Origin of the sequence: Aeromicrobium sp. SORGH_AS_0981, from assembly GCF_031453195.1 — a bacterium.
Lineage (GTDB): Bacteria > Actinomycetota > Actinomycetes > Propionibacteriales > Nocardioidaceae > Aeromicrobium.
This window is the reverse complement of sequence record NZ_JAVIZD010000001.1, coordinates 2,837,976-2,856,281: the sequence shown is the minus strand read 5'-3', so window position 1 is coordinate 2,856,281 and position 18,306 is coordinate 2,837,976. Positions and strand designations below refer to the sequence as shown.

The 18,306-nt window shown below is 73.1% G+C and carries 17 protein-coding genes; 12 read left to right on the top strand and 5 right to left on the bottom strand.

Translation table 11 applies throughout. The features are described from left to right. The first annotated feature begins 28 nt into the window (after positions 1-28). The 4 genes from QE370_RS14295 to QE370_RS14280 are packed head-to-tail and all read left to right on the top strand — an operon-like array spanning position 29 to position 5,084. On the top strand, positions 29-2,731 hold the full coding sequence (locus QE370_RS14295; protein WP_253023719.1) for a bifunctional GNAT family N-acetyltransferase/acetate--CoA ligase family protein: 2,703 nt from the start codon (positions 29-31) through the stop codon (positions 2,729-2,731). Then, positions 2,731-3,303, top strand: a complete 573-nt coding sequence (locus QE370_RS14290; RefSeq protein ID WP_067857083.1) for a DUF5998 family protein — start codon at positions 2,731-2,733, stop codon at positions 3,301-3,303. Before QE370_RS14295 ends, QE370_RS14290 begins: the two co-directional genes overlap by 1 nt. Then, positions 3,300-4,409 carry an alkaline phosphatase family protein gene (locus QE370_RS14285; RefSeq protein ID WP_309634740.1) on the top strand — a complete coding sequence of 370 codons (1,110 nt, stop codon included), beginning with the start codon at positions 3,300-3,302 and terminating at the stop codon, positions 4,407-4,409. The genes QE370_RS14290 and QE370_RS14285 overlap by 4 nt, the downstream gene beginning before the upstream one ends. A 21-nt stretch (positions 4,410-4,430) precedes the next feature. Beyond that, positions 4,431-5,084: a thymidine kinase gene (locus QE370_RS14280; protein ID WP_253023713.1), complete on the top strand. Its 654-nt coding sequence runs from the start codon at positions 4,431-4,433 to the stop codon at positions 5,082-5,084. An 11-nt stretch (positions 5,085-5,095) separates the two neighbouring features. Here QE370_RS14280 and sepH read toward each other — a convergent pair whose 3' ends face one another. Further along, positions 5,096-6,100 carry a septation protein SepH gene (gene sepH, locus QE370_RS14275; protein ID WP_309634739.1) on the bottom strand — a complete coding sequence of 335 codons (1,005 nt, stop codon included), beginning with the start codon at positions 6,098-6,100 and terminating at the stop codon, positions 5,096-5,098. Positions 6,101-6,203: 103 nt separating this feature from the next. Between sepH and QE370_RS14270 the strand changes: the two genes are divergently transcribed. Then, on the top strand, positions 6,204-6,824 hold the full coding sequence (locus tag QE370_RS14270; protein ID WP_309634738.1) for a TRIC cation channel family protein: 621 nt from the start codon (positions 6,204-6,206) through the stop codon (positions 6,822-6,824). A gap of 4 nt (positions 6,825-6,828) precedes the next feature. Here QE370_RS14270 and QE370_RS14265 read toward each other — a convergent pair whose 3' ends face one another. Continuing rightward, complete coding sequence (locus tag QE370_RS14265; RefSeq protein ID WP_396127837.1) at positions 6,829-10,275, bottom strand: bifunctional proline dehydrogenase/L-glutamate gamma-semialdehyde dehydrogenase; 3,447 nt, start codon at positions 10,273-10,275, stop codon at positions 6,829-6,831. A gap of 1 nt (position 10,276) precedes the next feature. Next, complete coding sequence (locus QE370_RS14260; RefSeq protein WP_309634736.1) at positions 10,277-11,488, bottom strand: MFS transporter; 1,212 nt, start codon at positions 11,486-11,488, stop codon at positions 10,277-10,279. An 886-nt stretch (positions 11,489-12,374) separates the two neighbouring features. Here QE370_RS14260 and QE370_RS14255 point away from each other — a divergent pair. The 3 genes from QE370_RS14255 to QE370_RS14245 all read left to right on the top strand — a co-directional run bounded on the left by QE370_RS14255 (position 12,375) and on the right by QE370_RS14245 (position 14,606). Beyond that, on the top strand, positions 12,375-13,427 hold the full coding sequence (locus QE370_RS14255) for a ferrochelatase (protein ID WP_309634735.1): 1,053 nt from the start codon (positions 12,375-12,377) through the stop codon (positions 13,425-13,427). Beyond that, positions 13,424-14,242 carry an inositol monophosphatase family protein gene (locus tag QE370_RS14250; RefSeq protein ID WP_309634734.1) on the top strand — a complete coding sequence of 273 codons (819 nt, stop codon included), beginning with the start codon at positions 13,424-13,426 and terminating at the stop codon, positions 14,240-14,242. The genes QE370_RS14255 and QE370_RS14250 overlap by 4 nt, the downstream gene beginning before the upstream one ends. 64 nt (positions 14,243-14,306) lie before the next feature. Beyond that, positions 14,307-14,606 carry a DUF4193 domain-containing protein gene (locus tag QE370_RS14245; protein ID WP_067857109.1) on the top strand — a complete coding sequence of 100 codons (300 nt, stop codon included), beginning with the start codon at positions 14,307-14,309 and terminating at the stop codon, positions 14,604-14,606. Between the two features lie 42 nt (positions 14,607-14,648). Here the strand turns inward: QE370_RS14245 and QE370_RS14240 are convergent, their stop codons facing one another. Together QE370_RS14240 and QE370_RS14235 are read right to left on the bottom strand one after the other, a co-directional pair. Further along, complete coding sequence (locus QE370_RS14240; protein WP_253026579.1) at positions 14,649-15,095, bottom strand: DUF4235 domain-containing protein; 447 nt, start codon at positions 15,093-15,095, stop codon at positions 14,649-14,651. A 5-nt stretch (positions 15,096-15,100) separates the two neighbouring features. Next, positions 15,101-15,586: a DUF3093 domain-containing protein gene (locus QE370_RS14235; protein WP_309634733.1), complete on the bottom strand. Its 486-nt coding sequence runs from the start codon at positions 15,584-15,586 to the stop codon at positions 15,101-15,103. A gap of 51 nt (positions 15,587-15,637) precedes the next feature. Here QE370_RS14235 and dut point away from each other — a divergent pair, with 51 nt between their 5' ends. Genes dut through QE370_RS14215 form a run of 4 tightly spaced genes read left to right on the top strand, consistent with a single transcriptional unit; the run spans position 15,638 to position 17,791 of the window. Beyond that, entirely contained in the window at positions 15,638-16,096 is a 459-nt protein-coding gene (gene dut / locus QE370_RS14230) for a dUTP diphosphatase (RefSeq protein ID WP_253026583.1), read from the top strand. Next, positions 16,093-16,740: a DUF3710 domain-containing protein gene (locus QE370_RS14225; protein ID WP_309634732.1), complete on the top strand. Its 648-nt coding sequence runs from the start codon at positions 16,093-16,095 to the stop codon at positions 16,738-16,740. The genes dut and QE370_RS14225 overlap by 4 nt, the downstream gene beginning before the upstream one ends. A 9-nt stretch (positions 16,741-16,749) precedes the next feature. Further along, positions 16,750-17,106 carry an OB-fold nucleic acid binding domain-containing protein gene (locus QE370_RS14220; RefSeq protein WP_067857126.1) on the top strand — a complete coding sequence of 119 codons (357 nt, stop codon included), beginning with the start codon at positions 16,750-16,752 and terminating at the stop codon, positions 17,104-17,106. After that, positions 17,099-17,791 carry a DUF3159 domain-containing protein gene (locus QE370_RS14215; protein WP_309634731.1) on the top strand — a complete coding sequence of 231 codons (693 nt, stop codon included), beginning with the start codon at positions 17,099-17,101 and terminating at the stop codon, positions 17,789-17,791. Before QE370_RS14220 ends, QE370_RS14215 begins: the two co-directional genes overlap by 8 nt. The last annotated feature ends 515 nt before the right edge of the window (positions 17,792-18,306 follow it).

Below are 18,306 nucleotides of genomic sequence, written 5' to 3'. Positions count from 1 at the left end.
GCGTCCGCGAGGGCGGTAGGTTGGGGCCGTGACGTCCGAGGCCCCGAATCCGCCCGCCGAGCGCGCCCGGGTGTGGGAGGCGGACGTGCTCCTGAAGGACGGTCGGGTCGCGCAGCTGCGGCCGATCACGCCCGAGGACACCGACGCGTTCGTCGCGTTCTACTCCCGGGTCTCCGACGAGTCCAAGTACTACCGCTTCTTCGCGCCGTACCCGACGCTGTCCGCGCGCGACGTCGAGCGGTTCACCCACGTCGACCTCGACCGTCGCGTCGCGTTCGTGCTCACGCTGCACGACGACATCATCGGGGTCGGACGCTACGACGCCACCAGCGACGACGAGGCCGAGGTCGCGTTCCTGGTGGAGGACGCGCACCAGGGCCGCGGGGTCGGGCAGCTGCTCCTCGAGCACCTCGCCCAGGCAGGCCGCGAGCGCGGCATCAAGCGGTTCACGGCCGACGTGCTGCCGAGCAACAACCGCATGCTGCAGGTCTTCCGCGAGATGGGCTACTCCGTCGAGGGCGTCGTCGAGGACGGCGTGCAGCAGCTCTCGTTCCGCATCGACCCCACCGACTCCGCCGTGGGCGTGATGCGCTCGCGCGAGCAGCGCGCCGAGGCGGCCTCGATCGAGCGCATCTTCGCCGCGCGCAGCATCGCCGTGGTCGGCGCGAGCCGCCGCCAGCGCTCGATCGGCCAGACCATCGTGCGCAACCTCGTGCTGGGGGACTACCAGGGCAGCGTGTACGCCGTGAACAGCCAGGCCGAGGCCGTGTCGGGGCTGCCGGCGTTCAAGAGCGTCAAGGACATCCCGCACGAGGTCGACCTCGCGATCGTGGCCGTGCCGGCCGAGTCGGTCAACGACGTCGTGCTCGACTGCGCCGCCAAGGGCGTGCACGGGCTCGTCGTCATCTCGGCCGGCTTCGCCGAGGAGGGCCCGGAGGGCCGCCAGCGCCAGCGCACCCTGCTCGACCTGTCCCGCTCGTACGGCCTGCGCCTCGTCGGCCCCAACTGCCTCGGCGTCATCAACACCGCGCCGGCGGTCCAGCTGAACGCCTCGCTCTCCACCGCCATGCCCCCGCAGGGTCGCGTCGGCTTCTTCTGCCAGTCCGGTGCGCTGGGCACGGCGATCCTGGAGTCGGTGTCGCGCCGCGGCCTCGGTCTCTCGACCTTCGTCTCCGCCGGTAACCGCGCCGACGTCTCCGGCAACGACCTCCTCCAGTACTGGCAGGAGGACGACGACACCGAGGTCGTGCTGCTCTACCTCGAGTCCATCGGCAACCCGCGCAAGTTCTCGCGCATCGCGCGCCGCGTCTCGGAGTCCAAGCCGGTCGTCGCCGTGAAGTCGGGTCGCTCGACGCAGGGCGTCCCGGTCGGCCACGCCGTCAAGCGCAGCACCGCGCCGCAGGCGGCCGTCGACGCCATGTTCCGCCAGGCGGGCGTCGTGCAGGTCGACACGCTCGAGGAGATGTTCGACGTCGGGCAGCTCGTCGCGCACCAGCCGCTGCCGCGTGGCAACCGGATCTGCGTCGTCGGCAACTCCGACGCCATGGGGCTGCTGGTCGCCGACGCGGCCACCGCCACCGGCCTGCAGGTCGCCGACTCCGTCCCGCTCGGTGCCGACGCCGGCGCGGACGACTTCGAGGTCGCCATCGAGACGGCGCTCGCGTCCGACGACATCGACGCACTCATGGTGGTCTACATCCCGCCGCTCAACACCTCCGGCGAGGAGGTCGCGAACGTGCTGGCGTCGATCGGGGAGCAGTCCGACAAGCCGATCGTGTCGACGTTCCTCGGCACCGAGGGCATCCCCGAGCTGCTGCGCGTCCCCGACGTGCAGGGCGGCTCGGCCGGACGCGGCTCGGTCCCGTCGTACCCGGCCCCGGAGTCGGCGGTCCGCGCCCTGGCCCGCGTGGTCACGTACGCCGAGTGGGCCGCCCGTGACCACGGCGAGTTCCGGGCGCACACCGACATCCGCACGGGCGACGCCCGTGCGCTCGTGCGCGACGTCCTCTCGCACGCACCGCGGGGCGCGATCCTGTCGACGGAGCAGGTGCATGCGCTGCTCGCCTGCTACGGCATCGACCTCTGGACGTGGATCAACGTGCACGACCCGGAGGAGGCCATCGCCGCGGCCGAGCAGCTGGGCTGGGACGTCGTCCTCAAGGCCGGCAGCGAGCACCTGCGGGCGCGCCCCGACCTCGCGCACGTCTGGCGCAACATCCAGGACCGCCAGGACATGACCGAGGCGTGGGACCAGCTGACCTCCTGGCCCGGCATGCGCGCCGACACGCGGTTCTTCGTGCAGCGGTCGGCGCCCGCGGGCATCCCGCTGTCGTTCACGGTCACCGAGGACGCCCTCTTCGGCCCGCTCGTGTCGTTCGGCCTGGCCGGCGCGTCGAGCGAGCTGCTCGGCGACCGCGCCTACGGCATCCCGCCGCTCACCGACGTCGACGCGGAGTCGATGATCCAGGACCTGCGGTCGGCACCCCTGCTGTACGGGTACCGCGGGTCGGAACCGGTCGACACCGCCGCCATCCAGGACGTCATCCTGCGCCTGGCGGCCCTCAAGGACGACCTCCCCGAGGTGGCCGAGCTCGACCTCGAGCCCGTGCTGGTCCACGAGGGCGGGCTGACGGCCCTCAGCGCGCGCGCCAAGATCGTGCCCGCCACCGACCGGCGCGAGGAGCGGTACGTGCGGCGACTCAGCACCCCGAGCAGGGATACGCTGGCCTGATGCGACGCGAGCGCCCCGCCGGCCCGAGCTCGGACGTCTTCACCGAGATCGCCCGCAGCGGCTACTACCCCGACATCGTCACCGCCGGTCTCCGTGACGCCCTCGCCGGCGAGGACGTCCTCGCGCACGTCGTGCACCACGAGCCGACGTTCGAGCGCGACGAGATCCGCCGTCACATGACCGTCCTCGTGATGACGCCGTCGCGTGTCGTCCTCGTGCACACCGACGAGCACCCGCCGGACGACCTGCTCCCGAAGCCCTACACGTCGACCACGAGCGAGGCGGTGTCGATCCACCGCATCCGGTCGGTCGTCGTCACCCGCATGGTCGCGACGTCGGGCAAGCTCGAGGAGGCCGTGGTCACGATCGGGTGGGGCGCGGTGTCGCACCTCGACCTCGAGCCCGCGCAGTGCAGCGACCCCGACTGCGACGCCGACCATGGCTACACCGGCAACCTGACGGGCGACGACTTCTCGCTGCGGCTCAGCTCTGCGGCCGACGGTGGCGCCGCGGTGGAGCGTCTGCTCGAGTTCGCGCGGCGGCTCTCGGCCGCCACGAGCGGCACCGCATGAGTCGACCCGGACCCGCGGGCCGTCACGGCCTGCACGAGGTCATGACGTCCGCAGCGGCCGTCGTCGCCGGACCCGACCTCGGCTTCCACGACACGCTCGGCCTTCCCGACGCACGTCGCTACGTCGTGCTCCTCGTCGACGGGATGGGGGAGCAGCTGCTGCGCGAGCACGCGCACCTCGCGCCGTTCCTCTCGTCCCTGCCGTCGGTCCCCGACGTCGTCTGCGGCGTGCCGTCGACGACCGTCACGAGCCTCACGTCGCTCGGCACCGGGTTGCGCGCGGGCGCGCACGGCGTCGTCGGCTACACCTCGCGGGTGCCCGAGACCGGCCGCCGGTTCAACGCCCTCGCCTGGGACCAGCCGGTCGACGCCCTCCAGTGGCAGCGCCACCCCACCGTCCTGCAGCGTCTCCACGAGGCGGGACTGAATGCCGCCAGTGTCAACGAGTCGCGCTTCGAGGGCTCGGGGCTCACGCTCTGCAGCCAGCGTGGCGCGCCGTTCCACGGGGTCGGCTCGGTGTGGGAGCGCCTCGACGTCGTCGCAGACGTCGCCGAGGACGCTGACCGCTCGTTGGTCTACGCCTACGAGTCGCGACTCGACCACGCAGGCCACGCGCACGGCTCGACGTCGCAGGAGTGGCGCGACGTGCTGGTCACGGTCGACCGCGAGACGGCGCAGCTGCGCGACCTCCTGCCCGACGACACCGTGCTGCTCGTGACCGCCGACCACGGCATGGTCGACCTCCCGGCCGAGGGTCGGTTCGACGTCGCCGACCGTCCCGACCTGCTCGACGGGGTCGACCTCCTCGCCGGGGAGGCGCGGTTCCGGCACCTGTACACGGCCCGTCAGGAGCGCGAGGCCGTCGCCGAGCGCTGGCGGGCGGCCTGCGGCGACCGGGCGGTGGTGCGCACCCGCGACGAGCTCGACGACTGGTTCGGCCCCCTGGCTCCGGAGGTCGCCGGACGGGTCGGCGACGTCGTCGTCGCGTCGCTCGGCGACTTCGGCGTCTTCAGCACCGACGACTTCCCGCTCGAGATGCGCATGAAGGGCTTCCACGGGTCGGTCACGGAGGCCGAGCTGCGGATCCCCGTGCTGCTCGCGACCTGACCCGGCTGGGAGGATGAGCCAGTGGCCGACCTGATCTTCTACTCCGGCACGATGGACTGCGGCAAGAGCACCCTCGCCCTGCAGCTCGACCACAACCACCGCGCACGCGGTCGGGTCGGACGCGTCTTCGCCTCGCACGACCGCGCCGGCGAGGCGACGCTCTCCAGCCGCCTCGGCCTGTCGGTGCCTGCCACGGAGGTCGAGGAGCACCTGCACTTCTGGGAGCACGTCGTCGACGAGCTGACCCGCGGCGGACGCATCGACTACCTGGTGTGCGACGAGGCGCAGTTCTACACGCCCGAGCAGGTCGAGCAGCTCGCCAAGATCGCCGACGAGCTCGACATCGACGTGTTCTGCTTCGGCATCCTCACCGACTTCCGCACGCGGCTCTTCCCTGGCGCCGCCCGACTGGTCGAGCTCGCCGACCGGGTCCTGCCGCTGCAGGTCGAGGCGCTGTGCTGGTGCGGGGAGCGCGCCACGCACAACGCCCGCACGGAGGACGGCGTGATGGTCACCGAGGGCGAGGTCATCGTCGTCGGCGACGTCGACGACCCGGACCGGCCGACCCCGTCGGTCGGCTACGAGGTGCTGTGCCGACGGCACCACCGCCGGCGCATGACCGCGGCGACGGCGAAGGCCGCGGCGCTCTCGCCCGACGTCCTGCCGTTCCCCTGAGGGACGGGCGGCTACTCCGGGCGGCCGCCGAACATGATCTCGTCCCAGCTCGGCACCCGCCGACGCTCAGGACGCTTCTTGCCCCGCGGGGCAACGGTGTCGGGGACGGCGACGTGCTCCTCGACGTCGTCCTCGGCCTGCGCGACCTCCGGCTCGGACGCCTCGGTCGCGGGCTCGTCACGTCGCGGGGTCTCGTCACGACGCTGGGCAGGGCGCGCGGGCTCCGGCGTCGGCTCGTCGGTGAGGGAGAGCTGCTCCATGGCCCGACGGTCGCGGGCCTCCTTGAGCGAGTGCACGAGGGCGTGGGGTGCCTCGTCGGGCAGGTGCACGAGCAGCTGCTCCTCCGGCTCCGCCTCGGGGGTGGTCGGCTCCTCGACCCGCTCCTCGTCGGCACGCAGCGCGTCGGCGATGGCCATGTCGGTCGCCTCCGGTGCGGCGACGTCGCCCACGAGGAGGCGCGCGGCCTCGTCGTCGGGCAGGACGTAGCGGCTCTTGGCGTCGAAGCAGAAGCGGGCCGGCTCGAGCGCGTCGGGCGCGAAGACCTGCACGGTCCAGCGACCGTCCTCGCGACGCCACGCGTCCCACGCGGCCTCCTCGGGCACGCCGCCCTGGGCCGCGACGCTCTCGTCGACAGCGGTACCGAGCAGGACGCCCGGTCCGGCGGCGTGACGACGACGGATGGTCGTGGTGCGGGCCTGCTCGGCCATGTAGGCACGCTCGGCGAGCACCGGGGTCGCGAAGCCCTCGATCTGCTCGGTGGGCACGCCGGCGGACTCGGCGACCTGGTCGGGGGACTCGCCGCGACGGATCCGGGTCTGGATCTCGCGCGGGGTGAGGCTGCTCTCCATCGTGATCTCCATCTGGCCGTGGGCACGGCCCCGGGCACGGGGGGAGGCCTCGACGAGGGCGGCGAGCCGCCGGTCGACGGGGACGCGGAACAGCTCCGGTCGACCGGGCTCGCGCAGGACGAGGTACCGTCCGTCGTCGCTGAGCCGATCGGGGCCGAGTTCGCGCATCGAGCGTCCTCCCACTGGTTGCACCGCCATCGTAGGCGGCCGTCGAGGCCCTGCTGCGGCGACACGCTCGCCCGCCGCCAGGGCGACGTCCTAGGCTCTCGGTGTGCCCGAGGTGTGGATCGTGACGCTCGACCTGGTCGGGATCGCGGTGTTCGCGTGCACAGGCGCGATCGTGGCCGTCCGCAAGGAGCTCGACGTCTTCGGCGCCGCGGTGCTGGGACTCGTGACGGGCCTCGGCGGCGGGGTGCTGCGCGACGTGCTCATCGGCGCGGTGCCGCCGGCGGCCCTGCTGGACTGGCGCTACCTGATCGTGCCGGCCGTCGCGTCGGTGGTGGTCTTCGTCTTCCACCCGACGTTCGGACGCCGCGAGTCGCAGATCACCGTGCTCGACGCGGTGGGAGCGGCGGTGTTCTGCGTCGCCGGCGGGGTCAAGGCCGCCGAGTACGGCCTCGGGGTCCTGCCCGCGGCCCTGCTGGGCATGGTCACCGCGATCGGCGGCGGCATCTTGCGCGACGTGCTCGCCGGCCGGGTGCCGGTGATCTTCCGCGAGGAGCTGTACGCGACCCCGGCGTTCGCGGGTGCGCTGCTCGCCGTCCTCGCGCACGGAGCCGGACTCGGCTGGTGGGCGTACGTCGGCGCCGGGGCGCTGTGCGTCGGCTGGCGCCTCCTGGCCCTCTGGCGGGGCTGGCGAGCACCCCTGCCGCCGGGCCTGCAGCAGGGCTGAGAGGTCAGGAGCGGGGCAGCACGCGGTCGAACGCGGGGTCGTGGTTGCCGAAGCGGTGCGCCGTGATCGTGACGGCCTGCTCGCGCACGAACGGCAGCAGCTCCACCCGCCCGGACCACGTGACCTCGTCGGCGTGCACGGCGACGTCGGGGTCGCCCTCGACGGACTCCGCGAGCGGTCGGGCGAGGGACGGGTCGAGCAGGCGCACCACGCCCGGCCTCTCGCCGGCCATCCGACGCAGCCAGGCCTGCGCGTCCTCGACGACGTGGTCGTCGGCGAGGCCGTCGGGCAGCGGCACGGGGGAGGAGACCGTGACGGTCGCGCCCGAGCGTCGGGCGGCGAGCAGCACGCGGGCAGCCAGGACGAGGTCGTCGCCCAGCCGCACGTGGACGCTGCCGGGGCGGTACCGGAACACGTTGCGCTCGACACCCAGACCGGTGACGTCCTTCTCGCGGCCGAACTCCCGCTGCCAGGCCACCTCGTCGGAGCCGGCCGCGGCACGCAGCTGGGCCAGCGGGTCCTGGAGCACGTGCGGCGCGACTGCGTCGAGGAGCGCACCGACCTCGGGCGCGAGCGTCACGTCGTCGGGCACGTGGCGCAGGGGGCGACGGTGCCAGGTGCCGAGGTGGCAGAGGTAGTTGGGCCCGCCGGCCTTGCTCGTCGCGCCGACCTTCGACCGCTTCCAGCCGCCGAACGGCTGACGCTGCACGATCGCGCCGGTGATGCCGCGGTTCACGTACAGGTTCCCGGCCTCCACGGTCTCGAGCCAGCGGTTGACCTCGTCGGGATCGAGGGAGTGGATGCCCGCGGTGAGGCCGAAGTCGGTGGCGTTCTGCCAGGAGATCGCCTCGTCGAGGTCGGCGGCGTGCATGAGCCCGAGCACCGGGCCGAAGTACTCGGTGCGGTGGTAGGTGCTGCCCGGCTGGACGCCGACCTTGACGCCGGGCGACCAGAGCCGTCCGGTCTCGTCGAGGCGACGCGGCTCGACGAGCCACTCCTCGCCCTCGCCGAGCACGGTGAGCGCGTCGAGCAGCTTGCCCGACGGCGCCTCGACGACGGGTCCGACCGAGACGTCGGGGTCGTCCGGCCAGCCCACCTTCAGCGACGTGACCGCGTCGACGAGCTGGCGACGGAACCGCTCGGACGTGGCGACGGAGCCCACCAGGATGCCGAGGCTGGCGGCGGAGCACTTCTGCCCGGCGTGCCCGAAGGCGCTCTTCACGAGGTCGGCGACCGCGAGGTCGAGGTCGGCGCTGGGCGTCACGACGAGCGCGTTCTTCCCGCTCGTCTCGGCCATGAGCGGCAGGTCGGGCCGCCAGGACCGGAACAGGGCGGCGGTCTCCCACGAGCCGGTGAGGATGACCCGGTCGACCGACCGGTGGGACACCAGCGCCTTGCTGAGCTCGCCCTCCTCCAGCGTGACGTAGCGCAGCACGTCGCGCGGCACGCCTCCCTGCCAGAGCGCCTCGACCATCACGGCCGCGCAGCGGGGGCTCTGCGGCGCGGGCTTGATGACGACGGCGCTGCCGGCGGCGAGCGCCGAGACGACCGAGCCGCAGGGGATGGCGACCGGGAAGTTCCACGGTGGGGTGACGACGGTGAGGGCGACCGGCTCGAACCGTGCCCCGTCGACCACCTCGAGCCGACGCGCCGACTCGGCGTAGTAGTGGGCGAAGTCGATCGCCTCGCTCACCTCGACGTCGGCCTCGGCGATCGTCTTGCCGGTCTCCGCGGCCATGACGGCGACCAGGTCGCCGCGTCGGGTCTCGAGCGCCGCTGCCGCCTGGTGCAGGATCCAGGCGCGCACCTCGGCGCCCCGAGCAGCCCAGTCGCGACCGGCCTCGCGGGCACCGACCACGAGGGTCTCGAGCGAGGCCGGACCGTGCACCCGGTTGGTCTCGATGGTCGACAGCCCGACCTGCGTGTAGGTGGAGCGCGAGAGCGCCTGGCGTCCCCACACGCGGTTGCCCGCGGTGGACGGGTCGGTGTCGGGGGTGTTGGAGAAGCCGTCGGTGTGCGCGTGCACGTGGTGGTCGGTCGCGTCGGTACGGCGGTCCTGCACGCGGTGCGGCGGGGGCACGACGTCGTCGAGGGCCTTGACGGAGTCGAGGAACCGGCTCGCCTCCCGCTCGAAGGCCTCGGGGTCGTCGGCGAGGTCGAAGGCGGCCGACATGAAGTTCTCGGGGCTGGCGTTCTCCTCGAGCCTGCGCACCAGGTAGGAGATCGCGACGTCGAACTCGTCGGGGTGCACGACGGGCGTGTACAGCAGCAGCGCGCCGACGTCGTCGCGGACCGCGGCGACCGGGCCGGCGTCCATGCCGAGCAGCATCTCGACGTCGACCGCGTCGCGCACGCCGCGGTCGCCGGCCAGCAGCCAGGCGTACGCGACGTCGAACAGGTTCTGGCCGGCGACGCCGATGCGGACCGCATCGACCCGCTCGGGCGTCAGCGCCCAGCGCAGCACCCGCTTGTAGTGGGTGTCGGTCTCCTGCTTGGTGCCCCAGGTGGCCAACGGCCAGCCGTGGACGGCCGCGTCGACGCGCTCCATGGCGAGGTTGGCGCCCTTGACGACGCGGACCTTGATGGCGGCGCCACCGGCCTCGCGTCGGGCCCGGGCCCAGCCCTGCAGACGCTGCATCGCGGAGAGCGCGTCGGGCAGGTACGCCTGCAGCACGATCCCCGCCTCCAGCTGCGGGTGCGCCTCCAGCACCCGGGTGAACACCGCCACGGTGAGGTCGAGGTCGCGGTACTCCTCCATGTCGAGGTTGATGAACGAGCCACGCTCGGCGGCCACCTCGTACAACGGCTCCAGCCGCTCGACGACCCGGTCGACGGTCTCGTCGAAGGCCCACATCGACAGCTGGCTGGCCACCGCCGAGACCTTGACCGACACGTAGTCGACGTCGTCGCGGCGCAGCAGCTCGAGGGTGCGGTCGCGGCGGCGTACCGCCTCCGCCTCGCCCAGCACGGCCTCGCCGAGCAGGTTGAGGTTGAGCCGGTCGTCGCGTCGGCGCAGCGTGGCGATCGTGCGTCCGAGCTTCTCGGGACGTGCGTCGACCACGAGGTGGCCGACCATGCGGCGCAGCGTGGCCCGCGCCGTCCTGACCACCAGGCCCGGCATGACCACCGACACGACGGCGCCGAGGCGCAGCAGGTACCGCTGGGTCCAGGGCAGGAATGTCGGCAGGGAGCGCGCCAGGTCGCGCAGGTTGCGCGCCGCGACGTCGACGTCCTCCGGGCGGACGACGCGGTCGACGAAGCCGATCGTGAAGTCCAGACCGGCCGGGTCCTTCAGCAGCGTCGCCAGGCGTCGAGCGGCAGGGTCGCTGCGCCGCCGACCGGCGGTGGAGACCCACCGTCGCACGAGCGCGACGGCTCGCTCGTCCAGCGGGGCGTCGTCGAGCAGGGCGTCGGGGGGTGGTGCGGCGGAGGTGCTCATCTCCCGGGACAGCCTAGTCCGCGACGGCACCGGGCACGAGGGCGCGGTCGGGTCGGGGCGGCGGTCGGAACCACCAGGCGACGACCGCCGCCGCGAGCCCCGCGACGAGGGGCACGGCGAACCCCGCGGAGGCACCGAACCGGTCCACGACGGCGCCCGCGACGGCGGCCCCGGGAGCGACCCCGACGGCCAGACCGGTGCTCGTCCAGGTGAGCGCCTCGGTGAGCCGGGCGGGCGGGACGTACTCCTCGACGACGCTCGTCGCGGCGATCATCGTCGGGGAGATCATCACGCCCGCCAGGAAGAGCCCGGCCGTGAGCCACGCGGTGGTGGGCGCGAGGAGCAGCGGCGCGAACAGCAGGCCCAGGACGAGGACCGTCCACCGCAGCCGCACGACGGCGTCGGCGGGCGCGGGCAGCGCCCCGACGACGACGCCGGCGAGCAGGCTCCCGGCAGCCCAGACGGCCAGCACGAGCCCCGCGGCCCCGCGCTCGCCCTCGGCCTCCGTGAAGGCGACGACCAGCACCTCGGTCGAGCCGAAGAGGACGCCGATGCCGACCGCGGCCACGAGGACGGGGCCGAGCACCGGCCAGCCCATCGCGACGCGCGGGCCGGTGCGGTGGCCGCCGGCGGGCGGCTCGGTGGCGGTCTGCGCGGCGAGCGCCCAGCTGCCGAGCGTCGCGGCGGCGGCAGCGGTCGCGAGGCCCGCGACGTCGGCCACCTGGAGGGTCAGGAACGTGACGAGCACCGGCCCGACGATGAACACGGCCTCGTCGATGACCGCCTCGATGGCGAACGCCGTGGTCAGGAGCGGCCGGTCGTCGCGCAGCAGGTGGGTCCAGCGGGCCCGCACCAGCGACCCGGTCTGTGGCGTGAACACCCCGGCCACGGCGGCCGCGAGATGCGGCAGGGGAGCGGCGGCGTCGCGCGTGACGGCCAGCACCACCGCGGCCACGCCGATCGCGTACCCCGCCCCGGCGAGCAGCAGCACCACGCGCTGCCCCCACCGGTCGCTCAGTCGACCGTGCACCGGTGCGACGACGGCAGCGGCCGCCACGTAGGCGGCGGCGACCAGGCCCGCGGCCCCGTACCCGCCGCCGTGCTCCCGCACCAGCAGCACGAGACCGAGCGACGCCATCGACAGCGGCAGCCGCGACACGAGCCCCGTCAGGCTGAACAGCGCGGCACCCGGCAGCGCCAGGACCCGCCCGTACGTCGATCGCACCCTGCCCCCTCCCTCGCTGCGCGGCTGCGCGACCGCAGACTACCCGCGGGCCTGGTGGGTGGTGGGGTCGGTGGAGGGGCGGGGACTTCGTGTGGTCGTGGGCTTGCTGGTGCGCTGCCTGCGGGGGTCTCGTCCTGCGGGTGCGTTGCCTGCGGGGGTCGTGACGTTGCTGGTGCGCTGCCTGCGGTCGTCGTGACCTTGCTGGTGCGCTGCCTCGGCGTTCGCTGGGGGTGGGCTCCGAAAGGGCCTCGACCGGCAGCGAGCCCGGGGGTGGTTCCGGGTCTCGGGGTCTGGCCTGGGCCCGCGGTTGACTCAAGATTCTTCGTTTCTGCGTTGTCAGGCCATGGTTCTGCGTTTGAGCGTCCTATCGGTGGATCTGCAACCGCAGGAGCGGTTCTGCGGTTGCAGATCCACCGATGGCGGGGGCAGACGTGGCAGAGGTTCTCCATTCTCGTGGACCGTGCCACGAGAAGGGAGAAGCGCTGCCCACCCCACCCCCAAGGGCAACCAGGATTCTGCATTCGAGCGTGCGAGGCCGAACGCTTCTGCGTTCACGACGGGATCCCGTCGCCAACGCAGAATCTTGCGTCCACCCCAGCACCAACCCGCAGCCCGAGACCCCAGACCAGCGCGGATGCCAGCCGCCCGGTCGAGGCCTTTCGGAGACCACCCCCAGCGCCAGCCGAGGCAGCGCACCAGCAAGGTCGATACCGCCCGCGGCAGCGCAGCAGCAGGTCGAGACCCCCGCAGGCAGCGCAGCAGCAGGGCAAGACCTCCGCAGGCAGCGCAGCAGCGCGAGGTCACGACCATCCGCTGCAGCGCACCAGCACCGCCCACCTCCCCCTGCCGCGCCGCGCGTGGAGGCGGTGCGTGGGACGATGACGGCATGGACGTCCGCCCCTTCGATGCACTCCTCTACGTCTCCTTCGGTGGTCCCGAGAAGCCCGACGACGTGGTCCCGTTCCTGGAGAACGTGACCGTCGGCAAGGGCATCCCGCGCGAGCGGCTGGAGGAGGTGGGGGAGCACTACTTCCTGTTCGGTGGGCGCAGCCCGATCAACGACCTCAACCGACAGGTCATCGCAGCGCTCGAGGGTGAGCTCGCGTCGCGCGACGTCGACCTTCCGGTCTACTGGGGCAACCGGAACTGGGACCCGTACCTGCGTGACGCGCTCGAGCAGATGGTGGCCGACGGCGTCCGCCACGCCGCGTACTTCCTCACGAGCGCCTACTCCTCCTACTCGGGCTGCCGTCAGTACCGCGAGAACCTCGCCGACGCGACCCAGGGCCTCGACATCGAGCTCAGTCGACTGCGGCTGCCCTTCAACCACCCCGGGTTCGTGGCGCCGTTCGTGGAGCACACGCGGGCCGCCCTTGCCGACGCGCCCGACGACACCCACCTCGTGTTCGTGACCCACTCGATCCCCGACGCGATGAACGACGCGAGCGGTGGCCCGGGCGTCGGCGCCTACCGCGACCAGCACCTCGAGACCGCGCGCCTCGTGATGGCCGGGCTCGAGACCCAGCACCAGGGCCTGCCGTGGGAGCTCGTCTACTGCTCGCGGTCCGGCTCGCCGCGCACGCCGTGGCTGGAGCCCGACGTCAACGACCACCTCGAGAAGCTCGCCGCCGACGGTGTCACGTCGGTCGTGGTCGTGCCGATCGGTTTCGTCTCCGACCACATGGAGGTCGTCTACGACCTCGACACCGAGGCCAAGGCGACGGCGGAGGAGCTGGGCCTGCGCTTCGTCCGCGTCCCGACACCCGGTTCCCACCCGGCCTTCGTCGCGATGATCACCGACCTCCTGCAGGAGCGCGCGGCGGCCGATCGTGGCGAGGACCCGACGCCCGCCACGATCGGCACCTGCGGGGCGAACCCGTGGGTGTGCGTGCCGAACTGCTGCGCGAACCTGCGCGGCGACCGCCCGGCACACGCATGAGCGTCGCCGTCGACCCCCACGCACTCGTCGAGCTGGCCCGGGAGGTCGGGCTCGAGGCCGCGGCGCTCGTGCGCGCGCGCCGTCCGGAGGGTCGGGTGGGCGTCGCCGACACGAAGTCGAGCCGCGTCGACGTGGTCACGGAGGTGGACCGCGCCAGCGAGGAGCTGATCCGGGAGCGTCTGCTCGCCGCCCGGCCCGACGACGGGTTCCTCGGCGAGGAGGGCGGCGGGGTCCGCGGCACCAGCGGTGTCGAGTGGGTGGTCGACCCGATCGACGGCACCGTCAACTTCGTCTACGGCATCCCGGCCTACGCGGTCTCCATCGCGGCGCGCCTCGACGGCCCGGACGGCGCGACCGAGGTGGCCGGGTACATCGTGAACATCGCGACCGGCGAGGAGTGGGCAGCCGTCCTCGGCGCCGGCGCCTGGCGCTGGAGCGATGACGAGCGGCGGCCGCTGCACGCCCCCGAGCCCCCGCCGCTGGCCGAGGCACTCGTCGGCACCGGCTTCGGCTACCTGCCGGAGCGACGCCGCGAGCAGGGCCTCGCCGTCGCGCAGCTGCTGCCCCAGGTACGTGACGTTCGTCGCATGGGCGCGGCCGCGCTCGACCTGTGCGCACTCGCCGACGGCACGCTCGACGCGTACGTCGAGCAGGGTCTGCAGCCGTGGGACAGGGCTGCCGGCGCACTCGTGGCGCGCGAGGCGGGTGTGCGCGTCGAGGGACTCGACGGAGCGCCCGACGGACGGCTCGTGATGGCCGCCCACCCTGCCCTCGCAGGGGAATACTTCGACGTCGTGCGGGCTTGTGGGTTCTGACCGACGACGGCTTGTGCCGGTGTGGAACAATCCCGTCGGTTGAACGCACACGACGGAGGGGTACATGGCTACCGACTACGACGCGCCTCGCAAGACTGAGGAAGAGCAGTCCGAGGACAGCATCGAGGAGCTCAAGGCGCGTCGCCACGAGAAGAACTCGGGCAAGGTGGACGAGGACGAGGTCGAGGCGGCCGAGTCCTTCGAGCTGCCTGGTGCCGACCTCTCTCACGAGGAGCTGGCCGTCCAGGTGGTGCCGCGCAAGTCCGACGAGTTCACGTGCTCGTCGTGCTTCCTGGTGCACCACCGGTCCCAGCTCGCCGAGGAGAAGGGCGACCGGCTCATCTGCCGGGACTGCGCCTACTGACGCAGCACGCACCGGTGGGACCTCCCACCAGCCCGGGCTCGCTCAGCGCGAGCGCCGACGACGCCGAGCCGGCTTCCGCGAGGGAGCCGGCTCTGTCGTTCCTGCGGCTGCGGCCACGCGTGCCCCGACCGAGGCACCCTTGAGCGGCTTCATCCCGGGCGGGAGGTCGCCCGTGGACCGCACCCAGTAGCCGGCGGCGCCACGACGCACGAGCAGGCGGACCACCTCGACGAGGGCGCCCCCGACGACCGCCCACGCCACGGCCTCCTTGGTCTCGACGTCCGGGTGCCGTCCCGCGGTCGGGGGCTTGCGACCCGTCGCGAGGCGCCAGGTGAACGTCGAGGCCTGGCGGGCGAGCAGACCGGCGGCGATCGTCGTCGAGCGGTCCAGCAGCTTCCAGCTGGTACGGCTGGAGCGCGAGGCCTTCCGCGGCGGGGTCGCCGTCTCCAGGCTGGGGGTCGTGCGGGCCTTGCGGGACCTGCGGGCCATGGTCGTCACCTCGGGTCTGGAGTGGGCTGGTCGGGAGCGTCGGACGGAGCGGGACGCGCGCCGAGCGCGGCGGCGACCGCCTCCGGGTGGCGGGTGGAGACCAGCCAGTAGGGGGCCGGGTCGGCCGGGTCGTCGACGTCGACGCGCACGGCGGTGTCGACGTAGGGGCGCACGTGCAGCCAGGCGCGGGCGTCGGCGCGGGGTCCGAGGGCCTCGCGGGTCGCGACGCGGTCGAGCGGGGTGACGGCACCCACGTGCTCCGCCGTCAGGAAGGCACGTCCGACGCGCAGGCCGTCGGGGCCGGCGTCGACCACGGTGCGTCCGTAGGCCCACACGACGGCGCCTGTCAGCACAGCCACGCCGACGAACGTCACCACGGCGGCGCCGGTGCCGGCGACGACCAGCAGCAGCCAGGCCCAGGCGAGGGCGAAGGCGAGCACGCCGACCCACCACGACACGGGAGCCACCAGGCGCTCACGACGGTTCTGCACCCTGCAAGCCTGCCGCATCCAGGCCAGGTCCACCCGAGTAGGGTCGCGAGCATGCTCGAGATCGCGGTGCGACGCCTCGACCCGCAGCTCCCGGTCCCCGCGTACGCGCACCCGGGGGACGCGGGCGTCGACCTGCACGCCGCAGCACCGGCCACGCTGGCCCCGGGCGAGCGGGTGCTCGTGCCGACCGGCATCGCCATCGCCCTGCCCGACGGCTACGCCGCCTTCGTGCACCCCCGGTCCGGACTGGCGCTGCGGCACGGACTGTCGGTCGTGAACACTCCCGGCACCGTCGACGCGGGCTACCGCGGCGAGATCAAGGTGCTGCTGGTCAACCACGACCTGCAGGAGACCGTCGAGGTGGCGCGGGGCGACCGCATCGCGCAGCTCGTCGTCCAGCGCGTCGAGCACGTGACCTTCCGCGAGGTCGAGTCACTCGAGGACACCAGCCGAGGCGCCGGGGGCTACGGCTCGACCGGCGGCCACCGATCCGTGGGAGAGCACCGATGATCCGACGTCGCCGCGAGCGCGAGCAGACCGCACCCGACGAGCAGACCGCCAGCGAGCCGACCGAGGCGGCAAGCACGCCGACCCGACCGCGTGACTCCACGGAGGCGTCCGCGGACGAGCCGGGCTACGTCGACCTCGGCCCGCTGCGCATCCGCGGCCGGGTCGGCTTCCAGCTGCAGGTGCCGCAGGACGACGGCGGCGGCGCCGGTTCGGTGGTGCTGGTGACCGAGGAGGCGGGCCTGGAGCTGCGCGCCTTCGCCGCACCGCGCAGCGGCGGCCTGTGGGACGAGGTGCGCCAGGAGCTGGTCGCGGAGGTGCAGCGGCTCGACGGCCAGGTCGAGGAGGTCGACGGGCCGTACGGGCCGGAGCTGCGCGTGCAGATCCCCGTCACCCTGCCCGACGGCCAGGACGGGTTCCAGCCGTCGCGCATCGTCGCCGTCGAGGGTCCTCGGTGGATGCTGCGCGCGACGTTCCTCGGCTCGGCGGCCCTCGAGCCCGACGACGACGGTCTCCTCGAGCAGGCGTTCCGCGAGGTCGTGGTCGTGCGCGGCGACGACCCGCGTCCCGTCCGCGAGCCGCTCCTGATCGAGCTCCCCCCGGACGCGGAGCCCATGACCCTCGGTCCTGACGGCGAACCGACCTAGGATGGACGCATGCCTTCGCGACTGAGCCGTGCCTGGCGCCGGCCGACCCTCGAGCAGATCGAGGACGACGAGCTGCAGCGCAGCGCCGACCAGGCCGGCTGCCGCCTCCTGGCGTCGCAGTCCGACCGTGCCGTCTGCTCGCTGCACGGCGAGCTGCGCTCGGTGACCACGCGGCCGGTCTCCGACGGGGTCAGCGCGCTCGAGGCGCAGCTGTACGACGGGTCCGGCCAGGTGACGCTCGTGTGGCTGGGTCGGCGCGAGATCAAGGGCATCGAGCCCGGACGTCGACTGACGGTCCACGGCCGCATCGGCCGGCGCGGCGACAGCTGCGTGCTCTACAACCCGCGCTACGAGCTCGATGCCTGACGCCTCCGCCGAGCCCGCACGACACGACGGTCCGGGCGACGGGGCACGTCGCTACGCCACCGTCGAGGAGCTCGTCCGCTCCAAGCTCGCCGAGGCGCTGGGCGGCGGCCGCGGCATCGTCGAGAGCGCCGTCCCGACGATCGTCTTCACCGTCTGCTGGATCGTCACGAAGGACCTCCGCACGTCGTTGGTCGCGAGCGTCGGCAGCGCGGTCGTGCTGCTCGCCGTGCGGCTCGTGCAGCGCTCCACGGTCCAGTTCGTGCTCAACGCCCTCGTCGGCATCGCGATCGCCGCGGTGTTCGCGTCGCGCAGCGGCGAGGCGCGCGACGTGTTCCTGCCCGGCATCCTCTACAACGGCGCCTACGCTGCGGTGTTCGTCGTGTCGATCCTGGTCGGCTGGCCGCTCGTCGGCTTCCTCATCGGCAGCCTGACCGGCGAGCCCACCGAGTGGCACGAGGACCGCCAGCTCGTCCGGCTGTGCTCGCTGCTCACCTGGCTCTTCGCCGCCCCCTGCATCGTGCGCGTCCTCGTCCAGTACCCGCTGTGGGCCGGCGACCACGTCGCCCTCCTCGGCACCTCCAAGGTCGTGCTCGGCTGGCCCCTCCAGGTCGCCGCCTTCGCCGCCATGGCGTGGGTCCTGTCGCGCAATGCCACCCCTCTCGAGCCGGGCGCGAGCACGCGCTGAGGCAGCGACTGGACCTGCTGGTGCGCTGGCGCCGGGGGTCTGGGGTTGCTGGTGCGTAGGCTCGGGTTTCGCTGGGGGTGGCCTTCGAAAAGGCCTCGACCGGGCGGCTGGGCGAGGCGCTGGTCTGGGGTCTCGGGTTGTGGCTCGCGTGGGACGCAAGGATCTGCGTTGGTGAGTTGAAGGTCAAGGCTTCTGCGTTTGCTACGGGATCCCGTCACCAACGCAGAAGCGTCCGGCCTCAGACGCGCGAATGAAGAATCTTGGGTGCCCTTGGGGGTGGGGTGGGCAGTGCTTCTCCCTTCGCGTGGCACGGTCCACGAGAAGGGAGCATCGTTGCCGCGTCTGGCCCGCCGGCGGTGGATTTTCAACCGCACAGGCGCTCCTGCGGTTGCAGATCCACCGATGGGACGCGCAAACGCAGATTCTTGCGTCCCACGCGAGCCACGGCCCGAGACTCGAGCCGCCGCCGTTCCCATCCGCCCGGTCGAGGCCCTTGCGGAGCGCAGGACGAGTCG

Coding starts and splice junctions, on each gene's coding strand:
- QE370_RS14290 (WP_067857083.1), top strand. CDS start 2,731: ATGCGACGCGAGCGCCCCGCCGGCCCGAGCTCGGACGTCTTCACCGAG.
- QE370_RS14285 (WP_309634740.1), top strand. CDS start 3,300: ATGAGTCGACCCGGACCCGCGGGCCGTCACGGCCTGCACGAGGTCATG.
- sepH (WP_309634739.1), bottom strand. CDS start 6,100: ATGCGCGAACTCGGCCCCGATCGGCTCAGCGACGACGGACGGTACCTC.
- QE370_RS14255 (WP_309634735.1), top strand. CDS start 12,375: ATGGACGTCCGCCCCTTCGATGCACTCCTCTACGTCTCCTTCGGTGGT.
- QE370_RS14250 (WP_309634734.1), top strand. CDS start 13,424: ATGAGCGTCGCCGTCGACCCCCACGCACTCGTCGAGCTGGCCCGGGAG.
- QE370_RS14245 (WP_067857109.1), top strand. CDS start 14,307: ATGGCTACCGACTACGACGCGCCTCGCAAGACTGAGGAAGAGCAGTCC.
- QE370_RS14240 (WP_253026579.1), bottom strand. CDS start 15,095: ATGGCCCGCAGGTCCCGCAAGGCCCGCACGACCCCCAGCCTGGAGACG.
- dut (WP_253026583.1), top strand. CDS start 15,638: ATGCTCGAGATCGCGGTGCGACGCCTCGACCCGCAGCTCCCGGTCCCC.
- QE370_RS14225 (WP_309634732.1), top strand. CDS start 16,093: ATGATCCGACGTCGCCGCGAGCGCGAGCAGACCGCACCCGACGAGCAG.
- QE370_RS14220 (WP_067857126.1), top strand. CDS start 16,750: ATGCCTTCGCGACTGAGCCGTGCCTGGCGCCGGCCGACCCTCGAGCAG.
- QE370_RS14215 (WP_309634731.1), top strand. CDS start 17,099: ATGCCTGACGCCTCCGCCGAGCCCGCACGACACGACGGTCCGGGCGAC.